This is a genomic window from Streptomyces sp. NPDC031064 (assembly GCF_055570965.1).
The window spans coordinates 1200025-1219046 of record NZ_JBVIGF010000001.1 but is presented as its reverse complement, the minus strand read 5'-3'; the positions used below and the strand labels follow the sequence as shown (position 1 = coordinate 1219046).

At 69.4% G+C, this 19022-nt stretch carries 11 protein-coding genes; 10 read left to right on the top strand and 1 reads right to left on the bottom strand.

Annotated elements, in window-relative coordinates; all coding sequences use genetic code 11:
* Nucleotides 1–28 precede the first annotated feature (28 nt).
* The gene (locus ACZ46W_RS05165; protein WP_468331490.1) at nucleotides 29–3916 is read right to left on the bottom strand and encodes a GH92 family glycosyl hydrolase; all 3888 of its coding nucleotides are present in this window, start codon (nucleotides 3914–3916) and stop codon (nucleotides 29–31) included.
* Between the two features lie 396 nt (nucleotides 3917–4312).
* On the opposite strand from ACZ46W_RS05165, the gene ngcE reads away from it, so the two are divergent.
* The 10 genes from ngcE to recQ all read left to right on the top strand — a co-directional run bounded on the left by ngcE (nucleotide 4313) and on the right by recQ (nucleotide 18903).
* The gene (gene ngcE, locus ACZ46W_RS05160) at nucleotides 4313–5764 is read left to right on the top strand and encodes an N-acetylglucosamine/diacetylchitobiose ABC transporter substrate-binding protein (protein WP_468331487.1); all 1452 of its coding nucleotides are present in this window, start codon (nucleotides 4313–4315) and stop codon (nucleotides 5762–5764) included.
* 83 nt (nucleotides 5765–5847) lie between these two features.
* Nucleotides 5848–6771 carry a carbohydrate ABC transporter permease gene (locus tag ACZ46W_RS05155; protein ID WP_468331484.1) on the top strand — a complete coding sequence of 308 codons (924 nt, stop codon included), beginning with the start codon at nucleotides 5848–5850 and terminating at the stop codon, nucleotides 6769–6771.
* Nucleotides 6772–6781: 10 nt separating this feature from the next.
* Entirely contained in the window at nucleotides 6782–7711 is a 930-nt protein-coding gene (locus ACZ46W_RS05150; protein WP_468331481.1) for a carbohydrate ABC transporter permease, read from the top strand.
* Nucleotides 7712–7966: 255 nt separating this feature from the next.
* Nucleotides 7967–9166: an ROK family transcriptional regulator gene (locus ACZ46W_RS05145; RefSeq protein ID WP_366129868.1), complete on the top strand. Its 1200-nt coding sequence runs from the start codon at nucleotides 7967–7969 to the stop codon at nucleotides 9164–9166.
* Nucleotides 9167–9288: 122 nt separating this feature from the next.
* Complete coding sequence (locus ACZ46W_RS05140; protein ID WP_468331477.1) at nucleotides 9289–10389, top strand: substrate-binding domain-containing protein; 1101 nt, start codon at nucleotides 9289–9291, stop codon at nucleotides 10387–10389.
* Between the two features lie 690 nt (nucleotides 10390–11079).
* Nucleotides 11080–11874: an ATP-binding cassette domain-containing protein gene (locus ACZ46W_RS05135; RefSeq protein WP_468331474.1), complete on the top strand. Its 795-nt coding sequence runs from the start codon at nucleotides 11080–11082 to the stop codon at nucleotides 11872–11874.
* Nucleotides 11871–13151, top strand: coding sequence for a sugar ABC transporter permease (locus tag ACZ46W_RS05130; protein WP_468331471.1), 1281 nt, complete (start codon nucleotides 11871–11873; stop codon nucleotides 13149–13151). The genes ACZ46W_RS05135 and ACZ46W_RS05130 overlap by 4 nt, the downstream gene beginning before the upstream one ends.
* A gap of 174 nt (nucleotides 13152–13325) precedes the next feature.
* A complete protein-coding gene (gene dxs / locus ACZ46W_RS05125; protein ID WP_468331468.1) occupies nucleotides 13326–15239 on the top strand; it encodes a 1-deoxy-D-xylulose-5-phosphate synthase in 1914 nt (637 codons plus the stop codon).
* 151 nt (nucleotides 15240–15390) lie between these two features.
* Entirely contained in the window at nucleotides 15391–16902 is a 1512-nt protein-coding gene (locus ACZ46W_RS05120; protein WP_468331465.1) for an amino acid permease, read from the top strand.
* 153 nt (nucleotides 16903–17055) lie between these two features.
* Nucleotides 17056–18903 (top strand): DNA helicase RecQ, encoded by a 1848-nt coding sequence (gene recQ, locus ACZ46W_RS05115; RefSeq protein ID WP_468331462.1) that lies wholly within the window; start codon nucleotides 17056–17058, stop codon nucleotides 18901–18903.
* The last annotated feature ends 119 nt before the right edge of the window (nucleotides 18904–19022 follow it).

Sequence of the window (19022 nt, the reverse complement as noted above, 5' to 3'; positions counted from 1 at the left end):
GCGGCCCTTCCGCGTACACGCGTACGGCTCAGCGCAGCAGCTCCACCTCCGCCAGCGTCGCCACGGCACTCGGCACCAGCCGGTACCGCTCGTACGTACCGGGCCGGGCCACCGTGAACACCCGGGTCTGGCGGTCCCAGGCGAACGACTCACCAGAGCGCCGGTCGAGGTCCGTCCACGCCGTGCCGTCCCGCGAGCCCTGGAGCACCCACCCAGTAGGGGCGGACCCCCGAGCCGACGAGGTCAGCGTGTACTGGACAGCCCGCGTGCCGCCCGCCGGTACCGGAAGCTCCACGGCCTCCACCGAGGCCGCCGTCGCGGACGTGTCGTCGAACAGCTCGCCCGCGCCCGCCAGCACGTCCCGGCGGGGCGAGGGCACGGAGTCGTCCCGCGTGATGGAGACGGGCGCCGCGTTCCGGCCCGTGCCCCACGCCGACGGCTCGGGCCCCATGTCGAACTCCAGCGTCCCGCCGCGCGCGACCAGCGTGTGCGGCAGCGCCGTCGACGTCCAGCGCTTGCCGTTGACCTTCAGCCCCTGCACGTAGATGTTCCGCGCACTGTTCTCCGGCGCCTTGACCACCAGCGTGCGGCCGTTGTCCATCCGCACGGTCGCCTTGGTGAACAGCGGCGAGCCGATCGCGTACTCCCCGCTGCCCATCACCAGCGGGTAGAAGCCGAGCGCCGAGAAGAGCCACCAGGCGGACTGCTCGCCGTTGTCCTCGTCACCGTGGTAGCCCTGCCCGATCTCGCTGCCCGTGTACAGGCGGGACAGCACCTCGCGCACCTTCTCCTGCGTCTTCCACGGCTGCGAGGCCGCGTTGTACATGTACGTGACGTGGTGGGCGACCTGGTTGGAGTGCCCGTACATGCCCATCCGTACGTCCCGTGCCTCGGTCATTTCGTGGATGACGCTGCCGTAGGAGCCGACGAACTCCGGCGACGCGGTCTCGGGCGTCGAGAAGTACGTGTCGAGCTTCTTCGCCAGGCCCCCGCGACCGCCGTACAGGTTGGCCAGGCCCCGGCTGTCCTGGGGGGCGGTGAAGGCGTACCCCCAGCCGTTCGTCTCCGTGTAGTCGTAGCCCCACACCCGCGGGTCGTAGGAGGCCGACGGCACCCGCCACGCGCCCTTGAGGTCCCGCCCCTGGAAGAAGCCGGCGTCCTTGTCGAAGAGCGTGACGTACTGGCGGGCGCGGTTGAGGAAGTACGCCGACTCCTCCTGGTAGCGGGCCTTGCCGGTCCTCTTGTGCAGCGCGTCGGCCATCTTCGACAGGCCGTAGTCGTTGAGGTAGCCCTCCAGGGACCAGGACAGGCCCTCGTGCGTCGCGGTGGAGGCGTAGCCGAGGAAGGGGGAGGTGTCCATGCCCTTGCGGCCGACGCCCGACGCGGGCGGCACCACTGTCGCGTTCTTCAGCGCGGCCTCGTACGCCGCCTCCGCGTCGAAGTCGACGCCCTTGACGTACGCGTCGGCGAACGCCACGTCCGAGGACGTACCGGTCATCAGGTCCGCGTATCCGGGCGACGACCAGCGGGAGATCCAGCCGCCGTCCTTGTACTGCTGGACGAAGCCGTCCACCAGCTCGCCCGCCTTGCCGGGGGTGAGGAAGGAGTACGCGGGCCAGGTCGTCCGGTAGGTGTCCCAGAAGCCGTTGTTGACGTACACCTTGCCGTCGACGATCTTCGCGCCCGTGTGGGTCGGGGTGTCCGGGCCGGTCTGCGGTGAGAAGGGGCTCGCGTACCGGTCCTTGCCGCCGACCTTCTCGAAGCCGGAGTTGGGGTACAGGTACAGCCGGTAGAGGCTGGAGTAGAGGGTGACGAGCTGGTCGCGGGTGGCGCCCTCGACCCTCACCCGGCCCAGGATGTCGTCCCAGGCGTCCTGCGCCCGCTCCCGGACCCGTTCGAACCGGGTTCCGGAAGGGATCTCGGCGGCCAGGTTCCGCTTCGCCTGCTCGACGCTGATCAGCGAGGTCGCCATGCGCAGCGTCACCGTCCGGTCGGCGCCCGCGTCGAAGCGCAGGTGGCCCTTGACGCCCGCCGAGGCGGAGCCGGTGACCGGCGCGTCGAAGACGCCGTACACGAACATCCGGGTCGCGCCGGTCGACAGGCCGCTCTTGACGTCCGAGAAGCCGGTGAAGGACCGGGTCGCCGGGTCGAGCGTGAGGCCGCCCTCGTCGGTGACGTTGTCGAAGACCACCGACGCGTCCGCGCCCGGGTAGCGGAACCGCATCATCGCCGCGTGGTCGCTCGGGGTGATCTCGGCCCGGATGCCGTTCTCGAACGTCACGCCGTAGTAGTGGGGCCTGGCCGTCTCGTTTTCGTGGCGGAAGGGCAGGGCGCGGCGGACGCGGTCGGTCTCCGGCGTCCCGGCGGCGGCCGATGGCAGCAGTTGGAAGGTCTGCCGGTCGCCCATCCAGGGGCTCGGCTCGTGGCTGGCGCTGAACGCCTGCACGGTGGGCAGGTTGTCGGCGTTGTTGCCGCGCGCGTACTCGTACAGCCAGCTCTTGGACGCGGCATTGGTCACGGGCGTCCAGAAGTTGAAGCCATGGGGCACCGCCGTCGCGGGGAAGGTGTTGCCGCGCGAGTAGGAGCCGCTGGAGTTGGTGCCGCGTACGGTCGAGGCGAGGTCGGAGGGGCGGGAGGGGTGGTCGGCGGGGGCCGCCCGCTTGATGGTGATGTCGTCGATCCAGCCCTGGAACTTCGCGGGGCCCGTGGGGGAGTCGTACGCCACCAGGATCCGGTCCACGGTCCGGCCGGCCGCCACCGTCCCGATCCCGGACGTCACCTGGTTCCACTGGTTGACGTAGAGCCGCTTGGCGGCGCCCTGTCCCTGCGGGGTGAGCGCCCCGCCGTGGCTGTCGACGGCCCGCAGGTCGCTCAGGTAGGTGCCGTCGGTGAAGGCCAGGTCCACGGCGACGTTGGTGGCGGGGTAGTTCAGGTCCGTCTCCGGCATGGCGGGGAAGATCCGGTACGACAGCTCGGTGTCGCGCCGCACGGGCGTGTCGACGTCGAAGACCTTGTTGTACGAGTAGGCCCGCCCGCCCGGTTTGTGCGTGCCCGCGTACCGCAGGGCCCGCACCCCGGTGAACCCGGCGTTCGCCTTGGCGGTGGGGGAGCCGCCGGGGCCGCGGTCGACGTGGCTGCGCATGTCGGGCGGGACGGGCGTGGAGGCGTCACCGTTCGAGAACTGGACGTCGGCGAGCTGGGTGATGCCAACGGCGCCGTTGTTCGCCGAGATCTCCAGCCGGTAGTGCGCGTACTCCGTTGAATTGTCGAAGTCGTACGTCCTGGTCTCGAAGCGCTTGGAGAAGGTCTCTCCCTCGCGGGTGTCCAGGACCTTCCACTCCGTGCCGTCGGCCGAGCCCAGAAGCGTCCAGTTCCTCGGGTCGCGCGGGGCGTGGTCGTTCGCGGAAGTGAGGGCGTATGTCACCACCTTGACGGGTTCGTCCAGGTCGAATTCGACCCAGGCGGTGGGCGTGAAGGTGAGCCACTTGGTGCCCGGCTGGAGGTCGACCAGGTTCTCCTTGGTCTCGCCGGCGCCGCTGTTCTCGCCGTTGGCGCGCAGCGCGGTGACCTTGTCGGTGACGTTGCCGGGTATGCCCGCCGAGTAGGCGCCGTCGACGCCGGACGCCCGCTTGTGGCCGTCGGCGCCCACGTCGACCGTGTTGCGCCAGTCGGGTGGGCGTTCGTCCGCCTCGAAGGACGAGTGGAATTCCCGCTCGGCCGCGGCCGGTTGGGCGGGGACGGCCGGCCGGCCGGGCAGGGCGAGGGCGGTGGCCGACGGGACGGCCGCCGCGATCAGCGAAGCGGCCGCCACGAGGGCGGCCGTACGGGGGTATCCACGGGGGTGCGCGCGGGGGCGTGCACGGGTGTGTCGGTAACGGGTTCTCGGTGCGGACGTGCTGGGCTGTCTGGGCTGCATCCCGCGTCCTGCCTCCTGCCGAAAGCGCGTTGGACAACGTTGTCAGGCCAACTGGGCAAGAACCAGTAGGGAGCTAAGTGGCGTGCGGTGTCAAGGGTGTTGACGGCGCGGCAAGATCCGATTCAGCCGTTCTGTCGAACCATATGGCCGACGTATGCGGACCCGGTGCTTCGGTATTTCCCCGAGGTCTCAACTCGGGAAAGACTGCTGTCCAAAGTTGCTTTCGATCTTGCTCATGTGACGCGAAGTGGACTATACCTGTCGGCCAGCACAGTACGCGTACCCAGCACCTGCACGACCCAGCAAATGACCGCGGTGGCGGGGCCCTTCGCCTCAGGCGAGCAGGACGGGCGACCGGTACACCGCCTGAGTCCTGGAGAAGGCGAGGACTTGAGCATGGGATCCACGTCCGCCCGCAACGACGGCGACGGCCTCGGCCGTCGCGACCTGATCAAGCGGTCCGCCGCGCTCGGCCTGATCACCGTGCCGACCATGAGCGTCCTGTCCGCCTGCGCCACCGGCGGTGGCGGCGGCAACGACACGCAGACGAAGGCGCCCGGCGGGCCGAAGTCCGAGAAGAACCCGCTCGGCGTGGCCAAGGGCGCCGCGCTGGAGGCCTTCATCTTCAAGGGCGGCCTCGGCGACCAGTACGCCAAGGACGCCGAGGCCGACTACAAGGCCACCTACGGCGCCGAGGTCAAGCACACCGGCACCCAGCAGGTCGGCCCCAAGCTCACCCCGCGCTTCGCGGGCGGCAACCCGCCGGACGTCATCGACAACTCCGGCGCCGACCACCTCGACATGAACAAGCTGTCCACCCAGGGCCAGCTCCAGGACCTCGCCCCGCTGCTCGACGCGCCCTCGCTCGACGACCCGGCCAAGAAGGTCCGCGACACGATCCACCCGAGCACCATCGAGAAGGGCAAGCACGGCGACACCTTCGACGTGCTCTACTACGCCTTCACCATCTACGGCACCTGGTACTCGCAGAAACTGCTGGCCGACAAGGGCTGGACGTACCCCAAGACCCTCTCCGAGATGGTCACCCTCTGCGGCGAGATCAAGAAGGCCGGCATCGCCCCCTGGACCTACGCGGGCAAATTCCCCTACTACGTCCACTTCAACCTCTTCGCCCAGATCGCCAAGATCGGCGGCATGGAGAAGTGGATCGCCATCGACAACCTGGAGCCCAATGCCTGGACCTCCAACGACGCGGTCAAGGAGGTCGTCGAGCACTACGAGGAACTCGCCGCCAAGAAGTACTTCCTCGAGGGCAGCCAGGGCCTGACCCACATCCAGTCCCAGACCGCCTGGAACAAGGGCAAGGCCGTCTTCATCCCCAACGGCTCCTGGGTCGAGAACGAGGCCGCCCCCACCACGCCCGCCGACTTCGGCATGGCCGTCGGCGCCCTCTTCGACGGCACCGGCGACAAGATGCCGCACGGCACCCTGCGCGCCGAGCCGAGCGAGCCGTACATCGTCGCCAGCAAGGGCAAGAACCCGGCCGGCGGCATGGAACTGCTGCGCATCATGCTCTCCAAGAAGCACGCGCAGAACTTCGCGACGAAGGTGAAGTCCCTGACCTGTGTCATGAACGCCACCGAGGGCATGACCCTCTCACCGGGGCTCTCCTCCGCCAGCAAGGTCTTCAAGGAGGCCGGGGACAACCTGATCAGCCTTCAGCTCCAGGAGTGGTACCCGGCGCTCACCGACGAGAAGATCGGCGGCCTGACCGGCCAGCTCCTCGCCGGTGAGCTGAAGGCCGCCGACTGGATCAAGAAGACCCAGGCGGAATGCGACAGGGTCGCCAAGGACGACTCGGTCACCAAGTTCAAGCGCACGGCGTGATGGCATGACGGCATAACGGCATGACGGTCCGAATCACCTGACCTGACAGTTCGACAAAACGAGGGGAAGGGCCGGGGAGCACCATGCAACACGGCAAATACCGATTCATCGTGGGCTTCCTGGCCCTGCCTCTGCTCATTTACGGCGTTTTCGTCATCTCGCCGTTCGTCCAGGCGTTCCAGATCTCCATGACCGACTGGTCCGGACTGGTGGGCACGGCGGAATTCGTGGGCCTGGACAACTTCAGCAAGCTGTGGGAAAGCGAAGAATTCTGGAACGCGCTGCGCCACAACGTCTACATGCTGGCGCTCGTCCCCGTGGTCACGCTCGCGCTCGGCCTCTTCTTCGCCTTCATGCTCAATGTGGGCGGCCGCCGCCGGAAGAACGAAGTCGTCACCGGTGTCGCCGGCTCCAAGTTCTACAAGTTCGTCTTCTTCTTCCCGCAGGTCATCTCCATCACGATCATCGCCGTCATCTGGTTCAACATCTACAACCCCGATCCCGACGACGGCATGCTCAACTCCCTGCTGGGCGCGGTCGGGCTGGACGGCCTCCAGAACTCCTGGCTGGGGGAGAAGAACCTCGCGCTGTGGTGCATCAGCGCGGTCATGGTCTGGGGCCACGTCGGCTTCTACGTGGTGCTCTTCTCCGCCGCGATGGCCTCCATCCCCCGGGACATCTACGAGGCGGCCCTGCTGGACGGCGCCAGCCGCTTCCACACCTTCTTCAGGATCACCCTCCCGCTGCTGTGGGACACCGTCCAGACCGGCTGGGTCTACATGGGCATCATCGCCCTGGACGCCTTCGCGCTGGTCCAGATCATGTCGGTGAACATGGGCGGGCCCGACGGCGCCACCGACGTCATGCCGCTGCGGCTGTACCTGACGGCGTTCCGGGACAGCCAGTTCGGCTACGCCTCCGCCATGGGCGTCGCGATGCTCATCGTCACCATGACGTTCGCAGTGCTCACGATGCGCTTCGCGCGCCGTGAGCGGATCGAGTACTAGGGGTACGGGGATGACGACCGACGAGATCGAAGCCGTGACCAAGCAGGAGTCCCCGGCGCCCGCCAAGGTCACCCGCCGGCTCGGCCCGACGAACGGCCGCACCTCGGAGGGCGGGGTGCTCAACGTCTTCTCCCACGGCATCCTCGTGCTGTGGGCGCTGATGGTGGGCGTTCCGCTGCTGTGGGTGCTGTGGAGCGCCTTCAAGGACAGCAACGGCATCCTGACCGACCCGTGGGGCCTGCCGACGGTCCTGCACTGGGAGAACTGGTCCAACGCGTGGAACGACGCGAACATGGGCCAGTACTTCGTCAACACGGCGATCGTGGTGGGCGGATCCGTCATCGGCACGATGGTGCTCGGGTCGATGGCGGCGTACGTCCTGGCCCGCTTCACCTTCCCCGGCAACCGGCTCATCTACTACCTGTTCGTGGCCGGCATGTCCTTCCCGGTCTTCATGCTGGTCATTCCGCTCTTCTTCGTGATGCGCGACTTCCCGGGCAGCTCGCTGCTGGCCACGTACCACGGGCTGATCCTGGTCTACATCGCGTACTCGCTGCCGTTCACCGTGTTCTTCATGACGGCGTTCTTCCGTACGCTGCCGACCTCGGTGGCCGAGGCGGCGATGATCGACGGCGCCTCGCACACCCGGACGTTCTTCCAGGTGATGCTGCCGATGGCCAAGCCGGGTCTGATCAGCATCGGCATCTTCAACTTCCTGGGGCAGTGGAACCAGTACCTGCTGCCGATGGTGCTCAATCAGCAGGAGGAGAAATACGTCCTCACCCAGGGGCTGGCGATGATCGCGTTGCAGCAGGGTTACGAGAACGACTGGGGCGCGCTGATGGCGGGCATGATGATCGCCATGCTGCCGGTGCTGATCGTGTACTCGGTCTTCCAGCGGCAGGTGCAGTCGGGCCTGACGGCCGGTGCGCTGAAGTAGTCCGCCTCACCCGTTCGCAGCACGGTTCGCGCCACGGTTCGCGTCACGGTTCGCGTCACGAAACGAAACGGCTCGTCGGTGGAGCGCCAGCTCCCGACGGGCCGTTTCCGTATGTCGTGGTGGTAAATATCCGATTCCTCCGCATCTCATTCGCTCATCGGAGGTCTACAACGCTCAAGGTCTTGACGGGGACCAACCCAAAAGGCTCAGCTTAGAGTTCACATGTTGGAGAAAACGGCAGGAGTGAGTGAGTCGATGGAGACTCCGGGGTCGCAGACATCTCTGCATCGGGCCAATCTCGAGCGGGTCGTGCGCGCGGTGCGCATGGCCGGTTCGCTCACCCAGGCGGAGATCGCCAGGACCACCGGCCTGTCCGCCGCCACGGTCTCCAACATCGTCCGCGAGCTCAAGGACGGCGGCACCGTCGAGGTGACGCCCACCTCGGCGGGCGGGCGCCGGGCCCGCAGCGTCTCGCTCAGCGGGGACGCCGGCATCGTCATCGGCGTCGACTTCGGCCACACCCACCTGCGCGTCGCCGTCGGCAACCTGGCCCACCAGGTGCTCGCCGAGGAGTCCGAGCCGCTGGACGTCGACGCGTCCTCCGAGGAGGGCTTCGACCGGGCGCAGGCGCTGGTCAAGCGGCTGATCGCGGCCACCGGGATCGGCCAGGACAAGGTGATCGGCGTCGGCCTCGGCGTCCCCGGCCCCATCGACGTCTCCTCCGGCACCCTCGGCTCCACCTCGATCCTGCCGGGCTGGACCGGGATCAACCCCAGCGAGGAGCTCTCCCGGCGCCTCGGCGTCCCGGTGTACGTCGACAACGACGCCAACCTCGGCGCGCTCGGCGAGCTGGTCTGGGGCGGCGGGCGCGGGGTCAAGGACCTCGCGTACATCAAGGTGGCCAGCGGGGTAGGAGCCGGCCTGGTGATCGACGGGCAGATCTACCGGGGCCCCGGCGGCACGGCCGGCGAGATCGGCCACATCACGCTCGACGAGTCGGGTCCGGTGTGCCGCTGCGGCAACCGCGGCTGCCTGGAGACGTTCACCGCCGCCCGGTACGTGCTGCCGCTGCTCCAGCCCAGTCACGGGGCCGACCTGACCATGGAGCGGGTCGTGCAGCTCGCGCGCGAGGGCGACCCCGGCTGCCGCCGGGTGATCGGCGACGTCGGGCGGCACATCGGCAGCGGCGTGGCCAACCTGTGCAATCTCCTCAACCCCAGCCGCGTCGTCCTGGGCGGCGACCTCGCGGAGGCCGGGGAACTGGTGCTGGGACCCATCCGCGACTCGGTCTCCCGGTACGCCATCCCCAGCGCGGCCCGGCAGCTCTCGGTCGCCCCGGGGGCGCTCGGCGGGCGGGCGGAGGTGCTGGGCGCGCTCGCGCTCGTACTGAGCGAAATGGGTGATTCGACCCTGTTGGAGAGCGCGCTGCCGTCGACTACGCCTGCGTTCACTTAGATAACGGATGGCACCGTTGTCATCTCGTTGTCAATTTACTCCTTGACGACGACGTTACGGCCGAGTTGACTTCCAGCCACCTCGGCCGCAACGTCGCGGCCTCGTCAGGGAGGCAACCCCACATGAACGCAATGACGCGACGCATCGTCATAGGCACGGCAGCGGTAACCATGGCCGCTTCCCTCGCCGCTTGTGGCAAGGCGGGCGACGGCGACACCGCCGGCGGCAGTGGAGGCGACAGCAAGACCATCGGTCTGCTGCTGCCGGAGAACAAGACGACCCGTTACGAGACGTTCGACCGCCCGATCATCGAGGCGAAGATCAAGGAACTGTGCGGCGACTGCGAGGTCAAGTACAACAACGCCGCGCAGGACACCGAGACCCAGAAGAAGCAGTTCGACGCGCTGGTCACGCAGGGCGTCAAGGTGATCATCCTCGACTCGGTCGACTACAAGGCCACCAAGTCCTGGGTGCAGCAGGCCGAGAAGAAGGGCGTGAAGGTCGTCGCGTACGACCGGCTGGCCGAAGGCCCGATCTCCGCGTACGTGTCGTACGACAACGAGAAGATCGGCCGCCTCCAGGGCGAGGGCCTGGTCAAGGCGCTCGGCGCCAAGGCCAAGGACAGCAACGTCGTCATGATCAACGGCTCGCCGACCGACCCGAACGCCCCGCTGTTCAAGAAGGGCGCGCACAGCGTCCTGGACACCGGCGTCAAGAAGGTCGTCTACGAGCAGGACATCCCGGACTGGTCCCCGGACGAGGCCAACAAGAAGATGGGCGCCGCCATCGACTCCCTGGGCAAGGACGGCTTCCAGGGCGTCTACTCCGCCAACGACGGCATGGCCGGCGGCATCATCACCGCCCTCAAGAAGCAGGGCATCAAGGTCCCGGTCGGCGGCCAGGACGCCGAGCTCGCCGGTCTCCAGCGCATCCTGACGGGTGACCAGGCCTTCACGATCTACAAGCAGATCAAGCCGGAGGCCGAGACCACCGCGGAGATCGCGGTCCGCCTGCTGAAGGGCGAGAAGATCGACGACCTCACCCCGACCAAGGTCACCAGCCTCACCGGTGAGTTCAAGGGCATCCCGGCCAAGCTGTACGACGCGCAGATCGTGACCAAGGAGAACATCGCCTCCACGATCATCGCGGACAAGGTCTACAAGGCCGCGGACATCTGCACGGCCGAGTACAAGGCGGCCTGCGCCGCGGCCGGCATCAAGTAACCCGCCACCCCGTACCGGTCCGGCGCCCGCCCCACCACGCCCCGCAAGCACGGGCAGGCGCCGGACTCACCCGGACCCGACCCGGCCACCGGTCCGAGGCCACCGGCCACCCGCCATCCGCCCGGACCACCAGCCCCAGGCCCGGCCCCCGGGCTACGGCTCCGCTCAGGGCCACCGGCCCCGGCCACGGGCCACGGGCCACGGGCCTCGGCCTCCCGGCCCAGGCCATGGCCATCCGGCCCCCGGGCTACGGCTCCGGTCAGGGCCACCGGCCCCGGCCACGGGCCACGGGCCACGGGCCTCGGCCTCCCGGCCCAGGCCATGGCCATCCGGCCCCCGGGCTACGGCTCCGGTCAGGGTCACCGGCTCCGGCCACCGGCCCAGGCCACCGGCCCAGGCCACCCGGCCACCGGCCCAGGCCACCCGGCCACCGGCCCCAGCCACCGGCCTCGGCCTCAGCCACGGGCCACCGGCCCAGGCCACCCGGCCACCGGCCCAGGCCACCCGGCCACCGGCTCCGGCCACCGGCCTCAGCCACCGGCCACGGGCCACCGGCCACCGGTCACGGCCACGGGCCACCCGGCCCCGGCCGGGGGCCAGCATGGCTCGCCCGGCCACCGTCGGGCGGGTACCGCACACCACCCCTGTGCTCCACGTACCACCATCCCCGCCGGACAGGCGGCGAAGGAGATGATTCACGTGTTCGCTACGCCAGTGCTGGCGTTGCGCGGAGTCTCCAAGCGGTTCGGCGCCGTCCAGGCGCTCACCGACGTAGACCTGGAGATCCATTCCGGTGAGGTCGTCGCCCTGGTCGGCGACAACGGCGCCGGCAAGTCGACGCTCGTCAAGACCATCTCGGGAGTCCACCCCATCGATGAAGGCGCCATCGAATGGGAGGGCAACGCGGTCCGGATCAACCGGCCGAACGACGCCCAGGAACTCGGGGTCGCCACCGTCTACCAGGACCTGGCGCTCTGCGACAACCTCGACGTCGTCGCCAACCTCTTCCTCGGCAGCGAGCTGAAGAGCCTCTCCGTCCTCGACGAGATCGCGATGGAGAAGCGCGCCAAGGAGCTGCTGGACACCCTGTCCATCCGCATCCCCAGCGTCCGCATCCCCGTCGCCTCCCTCTCCGGCGGTCAGCGCCAGGTCGTGGCCATCGCCCGCGCCCTGATCGGCGACCCCAAGATCGTCATCCTGGACGAGCCGACCGCCGCCCTCGGCGTCGAGCAGACCGCCCAGGTCCTCGACCTGGTCGAGCGGCTGCGCGAGCGCGGCCACGGGGTCATCCTCATCAGCCACAACATGGCCGACGTCCGCGCCGTCGCGGACAAGGTCGCGGTGCTGCGCCTGGGCCGCAACAACGGTGTCTTCGACGTCAAGAACACCACGCACGAAACGATCATCGCCGCGATCACCGGCGCCACGGACAACGCCGTGACCCGCCGGCAGGCGCGTACGGCCACGAAGGAGGACGCGAAGTGAGCGACCTCACCAAGACCCCCGCGGCCCCCGAGGAGTCGGCGGCCCCCGTCCCCGCCGTCGACCCGCGGCTCCTCGTCCGCGAAGAGGGCCTCAAGGGCTACTGGACCGAGTTCAAGCGCAAGGTCCGCGGCGGGGAGCTGGGCTCCCTGCCCGTGTTCATCGGCCTGATCGTCATCGCGATCGTCTTCCAGTCGCAGAACAGCAACTTCCTCTCCGCCAGCTCCGTCGCCAACATCGCCGTCTACACCTCCGGCCTCGGCATCATGGCGGTCGGCATCGTCTTCGTCCTGATCCTCGGCGAGATCGACCTGTCGGTCGGCTCCGTCGCGGGCGTCGGCGCCGCCGTCTGGGCCGTGCTCAACGTGAGCAACGGCATGAACGACTGGCTCGCCGTCGCCATCGCCGTCCTCTCCGGCCTCGCGCTCGGCCTGCTGCACGGCTTCTTCTTCGCCAAGATCGGCGTACCGGCGTTCGTCGTCACCCTGGCCGGCTTCCTCGGCTGGAGCGGCCTCCAGATCTGGCTCATGGGCCAGGAGGGCTCCATCAACGCCCCGACCGGCAGCGTCGTGGAGCACCTGACCGGCTACTACTTCGAGGACAAGGCCGCCGCGTACGGCCTCGCCCTGGTCGCCGTCCTCGCCTACGCCGCGTCCCTGCTGCTGGACAGCAAGCGCCGCAAGGCCGCCGCCCTGCCGGCCCGCCCCACCAGCGAGATCGTGCTGCGCGCCGGCGTCGTCGCCGTCCTGTGCTTCGCCGTCGCCTACGTCCTGAACGAGCCCTCCGGCGCCCGCGGCCTGCCGCTCGCCCTGGTGCTCTTCCTCGGTGTCCTGGTCGTCGCCGACTTCGTCGCCCGCCGCACCACCTTCGGCCGTCAGGTCTTCGCGGTCGGCGGCAACGCCGAGGCGGCCCGCCGCGCCGGTATCAACGTCGACCGGGTCCGCATCCTGGTCTTCGGCCTCTCCGGCCTGCTCGCCGCCTTCGGCGGCCTCTTCGTGGCCAGCCTCTCCGGCGGCGCCACCAAGAGCCTCGGCGGCGGCAACACCCTGATGCTCGTCATCGCGGCGGCCGTCATCGGCGGCACCAGCCTCTTCGGCGGCCGCGGCAAGGTCTGGTCCGCGCTGCTCGGCATGATCGTGATCCAGTCGATCCAGCAGGGCCTCAACATGCTCGGCATGGCGTCCGAGATCCAGTACATGATCACCGGCGCGGTGCTCCTCGCCGCCGTCGTGATCGACTCGGTCTCCCGCCGCACGCAGAAGACCGCAGGTCGCGCATAGGGTGAACCCCATGTGACGACCGCAATGCCCGGCGCCGACAACCGGTGCCGGGCATTGCTGCGTCTGAGCCAATGGCTGACGCGTTACGCACCGCCCGATGACCATCGTCGGAGGCGGAACATTAGACTCGACAAAATCGGCAGCTCGACCAGCTCAACACGCAAGGAGGCACGGGTGGCTCTGCTGACCCGTATCACGGGCCCGCGCGATCTCGACCGGCTCTCCCCGGAGGAGCTGGTCCAGTTGGCCGCGGAGATCCGGTCCTTCCTGGTGGACGCCGTCTCGAAGACCGGCGGCCACCTCGGCCCCAACCTCGGCGTGGTCGAGCTGACCATCGCCCTGCACCGCGTCTTCGAGTCCCCCAAGGACAAGATCCTCTGGGACACCGGCCACCAGTCCTACGTCCACAAGCTGCTCACCGGGCGCCAGGACTTCTCCAAGCTGAAGATGAAGGGCGGCCTGTCCGGCTACCCCGCGCGGGCCGAGTCCGAGCACGACATCATCGAGAACAGCCACGCCTCCACCGTCCTCGGCTGGGCCGACGGCCTCGCCAAGGCCAACGAGGTCCTGGAGCGCGACGACCACGTCGTCGCCGTCATCGGTGACGGGGCGCTCACCGGCGGTATGGCCTGGGAGGCGCTCAACAACATCGCCGAGGCCAAGGACCGTCCGCTCGTCATCGTCGTCAACGACAACGAGCGCTCCTACGCGCCCACCATCGGCGGCCTCGCCAACCACCTCGCCACGCTCCGCACCACCGACGGCTACGAGCGCTTCCTCGCCCGTACGAAGGAGATCCTCGACCGCACCCCGGTCGTCGGAAAGCCGCTGTACGAGACGCTGCACGGCGCCAAGAAGGGCCTGAAGGACTTCATCGCCCCGCAGGGCATGTTCGAGGACCTCGGCCTGAAGTACGTCGGCCCCATCGACGGCCACGACATCGAGGCCCTGGAGTCCGCGCTGACCCGCGCCAAGCGGTTCGGCGGCCCCGTCATCGTGCACTGCCTCACCGAGAAGGGCCGCGGCTACCAGCCCGCCCTCGCGGACGAGGCCGACCGCTTCCACGCCGTCGGCAAGATCCACCCGGACACGGGCCTGCCGATCTCCTCCTCCGGCGCCGACTGGACCGGCGTCTTCGCCGACGAGATGGTCAAGCTCGGCCACGAGCGCGAGGACATCGTCGCGATCACCGCCGCCATGCTCCAGCCGGTCGGCCTCGACAAGTTCGCCAAGGCCTTCCCGGACCGGGTGTACGACGTCGGCATCGCCGAACAGCACGGCGCCGTCTCCGCGGCCGGCCTCGCCACCGGCGGCCTCCACCCGGTCTTCGCGGTGTACGCCACCTTCCTCAACCGCGCCTTCGACCAGGTCCTGATGGACGTCGCCCTGCACAACTGCGGCGTGACGTTCGTCCTCGACCGGGCCGGCATCACCGGCACCGACGGCGCCTCCCACAACGGCATGTGGGACATGTCGATCCTCCAGGTCGTCCCGGGCCTGAGGATCGCCGCCCCGCGCGACGCCGACCAGGTCCGCGCCCAGCTCCGCGAGGCCGTTGAGGTCGACGACGCGCCGACCGTCGTGCGCTACTCCAAGGGCGCCGTCGGCCCGGCCGTCGAGGCCGTGGGCCGCGTCGGCGGCATGGACGTGCTGCGCGAGGCGGGCACGGACCGGCCGGACGTGCTGCTGGTCTCCGTCGGCGCGCTCGCGCCCATGTGCCTGGAGATCGCCGACCTCCTCGACAAGCAGGGCATCTCCACCACCGTCGTCGACCCGCGCTGGGTCAAGCCGGTCGACGAGGCCATGGCCCCGCTCGCCGACCGCCACCGCGTCGTCGTCACCGTCGAGGACAACGGCCGCGTCGGCGGTGTCGGCTGCGCGGTCGCCCAGGCGCTGCGCGACGCCGGCGTCGACGTACCGCTGCGCGACTTCGGCATCCCGCCGCGCTTCCTGGACCACGCCTCCCGCAAGGAGGTCATGGCCGAGATCGGTCTCACCGCCCCCGACATCGCCCGCCAGGTCACCGGCCTGGTCTCCAAGCTCGACGGCCGGTACGAGGACGAGGAGATCGAAGCCGCCCGCGACTGACGCCACGTGGCCGCATAGGGCCGGTCGGAGTACCCGAGGGGTTTCCGGCCGGTCCTTTCGTGTGAAAGGGCCTCTCAGGGCGGGCGCGGTCCCGCAGCCCTCTCGATCATGGGCGGTAGAGGCCGATGGCTACGGAGGTACGCCGGTGAGTATGGGCCAGCAGTCACGCGACACCGGGATGTTCCGGACAAAGAGCATCGAGCAGTCGATCCAGGACACCGAGGAGCCCGAACACGCACTGAGGAAGTCCCTGTCCGCATGGGACCTGACCATCTTCGGCGTCGGTGTCATCATCGGCACGGGCATCTTCGTGCTGACCGGAAAGGTCGCCAAGGAGACCGCCGGACCGGCCACCGCCCTCGCCTTCGTCGCGGCAGGCATCGTCTGCGCGCTGGCCGCCCTCTGTTACGCCGAGTTCGCCTCCACCGTGCCGGTGGCCGGGTCGGCGTACACCTTCGCGTACGCCTCCCTCGGCGAGCTGCCGGCCTGGATCATCGGCTGGGACCTGGTCCTGGAGTTCGCCCTCGGCACGGCCGTCGTCGCCGTCGGCTGGTCCGGGTACGTGCGTTCGCTGATGGACAACGTCGGCTGGAACCTGCCCGCCGCGCTGCAAGGGCCGGACGTGGCGGGCGGCACCTTCGACCTGCTCGCCTTCCTGCTGGTGCTGGTACTGACCGTGATCCTGGTGCTGGGCATGAAGCTGTCCGCCAACATCACGGCGCTGGTCGTGGCCATCAAGGTGACCGTGGTCATGACCGTGATCATCGCCGGCCTGTTCTTCATCGTGGGTGACAACTACTCGCCGTTCATCCCCGACGCGGTGACCCCGCCGGCCTCGTCCGGCTGGGACGCGCCGCTCGTGCAGACGATCTTCGGCTACGAACCGACGAACTTCGGCGTCATGGGCATCTTCACCGCGGCGTCCGTCGTCTTCTTCGCCTTCATCGGCTTCGACGTGGTGGCCACCGCCGCCGAGGAGACCAAGGTGCCGCAGCGGGACATGCCGCGCGGCATCCTCGGCTCCCTCTTCATCTGCACCGTGCTCTACGTCGCCGTGTCGATCGTGGTCACCGGTATGCAGCACTACTCGCGGCTCGACGTCAACGCCCCGCTCGCCGAAGCCTTCAAGGACACCGGTCACCCGTGGTACGCGGGCTTCATCAGCTTCGGCGCCGCCGTCGGCCTCACCACCGTGTGCATGATCCTGCTGCTCGGCCAGACCCGGGTGTTCTTCGCGATGAGCCGGGACGGCCTGCTGCCGCGGTTCTTCTCCGTCACCCACCCGAAGTTCCGCACCCCGTACCGACCCACCATCCTCCTCGGCGTGCTCATCGCGATCATCGCGGGCTTCACCAGCATCGACGAGCTGGCGACCCTGGTGAACATCGGCACGCTCTTCGCGTTCGTCGTCGTCGCCCTCGGCGTGATCATCCTGCGCCGCACCCGCCCGGACCTGCACCGCGCCTTCCGCACCCCGTGGGTGCCGTTCATCCCGATCCTCTCCGTCGCCGCGTCGGTGTGGCTGATGCTCAACCTGCCGGGCGAGACGTGGTTCCGCTTCGCGGTGTGGATGGCCGCCGGCATCGTCGTGTACTTCCTGTACGGACGCCCCCACAGCCGCCTGGGCGGCCACAAGTACCCGATGGGCACCAAGGCCCCGTAGCCGGCAGCCGCGGCCTGTGGCCCGTGGCCCGTCGCCCGTCGCCCGTCGCCCGTCGCCCGTCGCCCGTCGCCCGTGACCCGTCGTCCTACCAGAGTGCCGCCCGCCCCGTTCGCCGTTTGGGCCGTTCGGGGCGGCCGCTCGTAGAATCGCCGGATGACTTCCCCCGGCGACGCCCATGAGACCGACGAGGCCCTGCGCGTGCTGGGCAAGGTCTTCGGTTACGACTCCTTCCGCGGCGAGCAGCGGGAGATCATCGAGCATGTGGTGGGCGGCGGCGACGCCCTGGTCCTGATGCCCACCGGTGGCGGCAAGTCGCTGTGCTACCAGATCCCCGCGCTGGTGCGCCGGGGCGTCGGAGTCGTCATCTCGCCGCTGATCGCCCTCATGCAGGACCAGGTCGACGCCCTGCGGGCGCTCGGCGTGCGGGCCGGGTTCCTCAACTCCACCCAGGACCTCGACGAGCGGCGACTGGTGGAGGCCGAGTTCGCCGCCGGTGAGCTGGACCTGCTGTACCTGGCGCCGGAGCGGCTGCGCGTCGAGTCGACGCTCCAGCTCCTCCAGCGCGGCACCATCTCGCTGTTCGCCATCGACGAGGCGCACTGCGTCGCCCAGTGGGGCCACGACTTCCGCCCCGACTACCTCCAGCTCTCCACGCTCCACGAGCGGTGGCCCGACGTGCCGCGCATCGCCCTCACGGCGACCGCGACCCGCGCCACCCACGCGGAGATCGCCACCCGGCTGAAGCTCACCGGCGCCCGGCACTTCGTGGCGAGCTTCGACCGCCCCAACATCCAGTACCGCATCGCGCCCAAGAACGAGCCCAAGCGGCAGCTCCTGGAGCTGATCCGCGGCGAGCACGCCGGCGACGCGGGCATCGTGTACTGCCTGTCGCGGGCGTCCGTCGAGAAGACGGCGGCGTTCCTGGTCGAGAACGGCATCGACGCCGTCCCGTACCACGCGGGCCTGGACGCCCGGACCCGTGCCGAGAACCAGGCCCGGTTCCTCCGCGAGGACGGGCTCGTGGTCGTCGCCACGATCGCGTTCGGCATGGGCATCGACAAGCCCGACGTACGCTTCGTCGCCCACCTCGACCTGCCCAAGTCGGTGGAGGGCTACTACCAGGAGACCGGCCGCGCCGGGCGCGACGGCCTGCCCTCCACGGCCTGGCTGGCGTACGGGCTCCAGGACGTCGTCCAGCAGCGCAAGATGATCGACGGCTCGGAGGGCGACGCCGAGCACCGCCGCCGGCTGGCCGCGCACCTCGACGCCATGCTCGCCCTGTGCGAGACGGTCGAGTGCCGCCGGGTGCGGCTGCTGGCGTACTTCGGCCAGGAGTCCACCGCCTGCGGCAACTGCGACACCTGCCTGTCGCCGCCCAAGTCGTGGGACGGCACCATCGCCGCCCAGAAGCTGCTGTCGACCGTCGTACGGCTCAAGCGGGAGCGCAACCAGAAGTTCGGCGCGGGCCAGATCATCGACATCCTGCTCGGCCGCAAGACCGCCAAGGTCATCCAGTTCGACCACGACGCCCTCAGCGTCTTCGGCATCGGCACGGAGCTGAACGAGTCGCAGTGGCGCGGCGTCGTGCGCCAGCTCCTCGCCCAGGGCCTCCTCGCCGTCGAGGGCGACTACGGCACGCTCGTCCTGACCGACACGTCCGCCGACGTCCTGGGCGGCCGCCGCGAGGTCCTGCTCCGCAGCGAACCGGAACGCCCGGCACGGGCCGCCAAGTCCGGCGGCGCCGCCAAGCGCGCCGCGGTCGCCGACCTGCCCGAGGAGGCCCTCCCGGTCTTCGAACGCCTCCGCGCCTGGCGCGCCGCGACCGCCAAGGAACAGGGCGTCCCCGCGTACGTCATCTTCCACGACGCCACCCTCCGCCAGATCGCCGCCGCCCCGCCCTCCACCCTCGCCGACCTGGGCGGCGTCAGCGGCGTCGGCGAGAACAAGCTCGCCAAGTACGGCGAGCAGCTCCTCGCCGCGCTGGCGGAACCCGAGGCCTGACGGGCACGGTCCCGCGGGACGCGGTCTCGCTTCCGTTGTGGGCAGTCGTCCCGCCGGGGCGCGGCTTCCCCCCGTTGTGGGCAGTCGTCCCGCAGGGCGATGGGGGTCCCCCCTGCTCG

Excerpts from the sequence above, each read along its gene's own strand:
- ACZ46W_RS05120 (WP_468331465.1), top strand. The coding sequence starts at position 15,391 with ATGGGCCAGCAGTCACGCGACACCGGGATGTTCCGGACAAAGAGCATC.
- ACZ46W_RS05165 (WP_468331490.1), bottom strand. The coding sequence starts at position 3,916 with ATGCAGCCCAGACAGCCCAGCACGTCCGCACCGAGAACCCGTTACCGA.
- ACZ46W_RS05140 (WP_468331477.1), top strand. The coding sequence starts at position 9,289 with ATGAACGCAATGACGCGACGCATCGTCATAGGCACGGCAGCGGTAACC.
- recQ (WP_468331462.1), top strand. The coding sequence starts at position 17,056 with ATGACTTCCCCCGGCGACGCCCATGAGACCGACGAGGCCCTGCGCGTG.
- ACZ46W_RS05150 (WP_468331481.1), top strand. The coding sequence starts at position 6,782 with ATGACGACCGACGAGATCGAAGCCGTGACCAAGCAGGAGTCCCCGGCG.
- ngcE (WP_468331487.1), top strand. The coding sequence starts at position 4,313 with ATGGGATCCACGTCCGCCCGCAACGACGGCGACGGCCTCGGCCGTCGC.
- ACZ46W_RS05135 (WP_468331474.1), top strand. The coding sequence starts at position 11,080 with ATGATTCACGTGTTCGCTACGCCAGTGCTGGCGTTGCGCGGAGTCTCC.
- ACZ46W_RS05145 (WP_366129868.1), top strand. The coding sequence starts at position 7,967 with ATGGAGACTCCGGGGTCGCAGACATCTCTGCATCGGGCCAATCTCGAG.
- ACZ46W_RS05155 (WP_468331484.1), top strand. The coding sequence starts at position 5,848 with ATGCAACACGGCAAATACCGATTCATCGTGGGCTTCCTGGCCCTGCCT.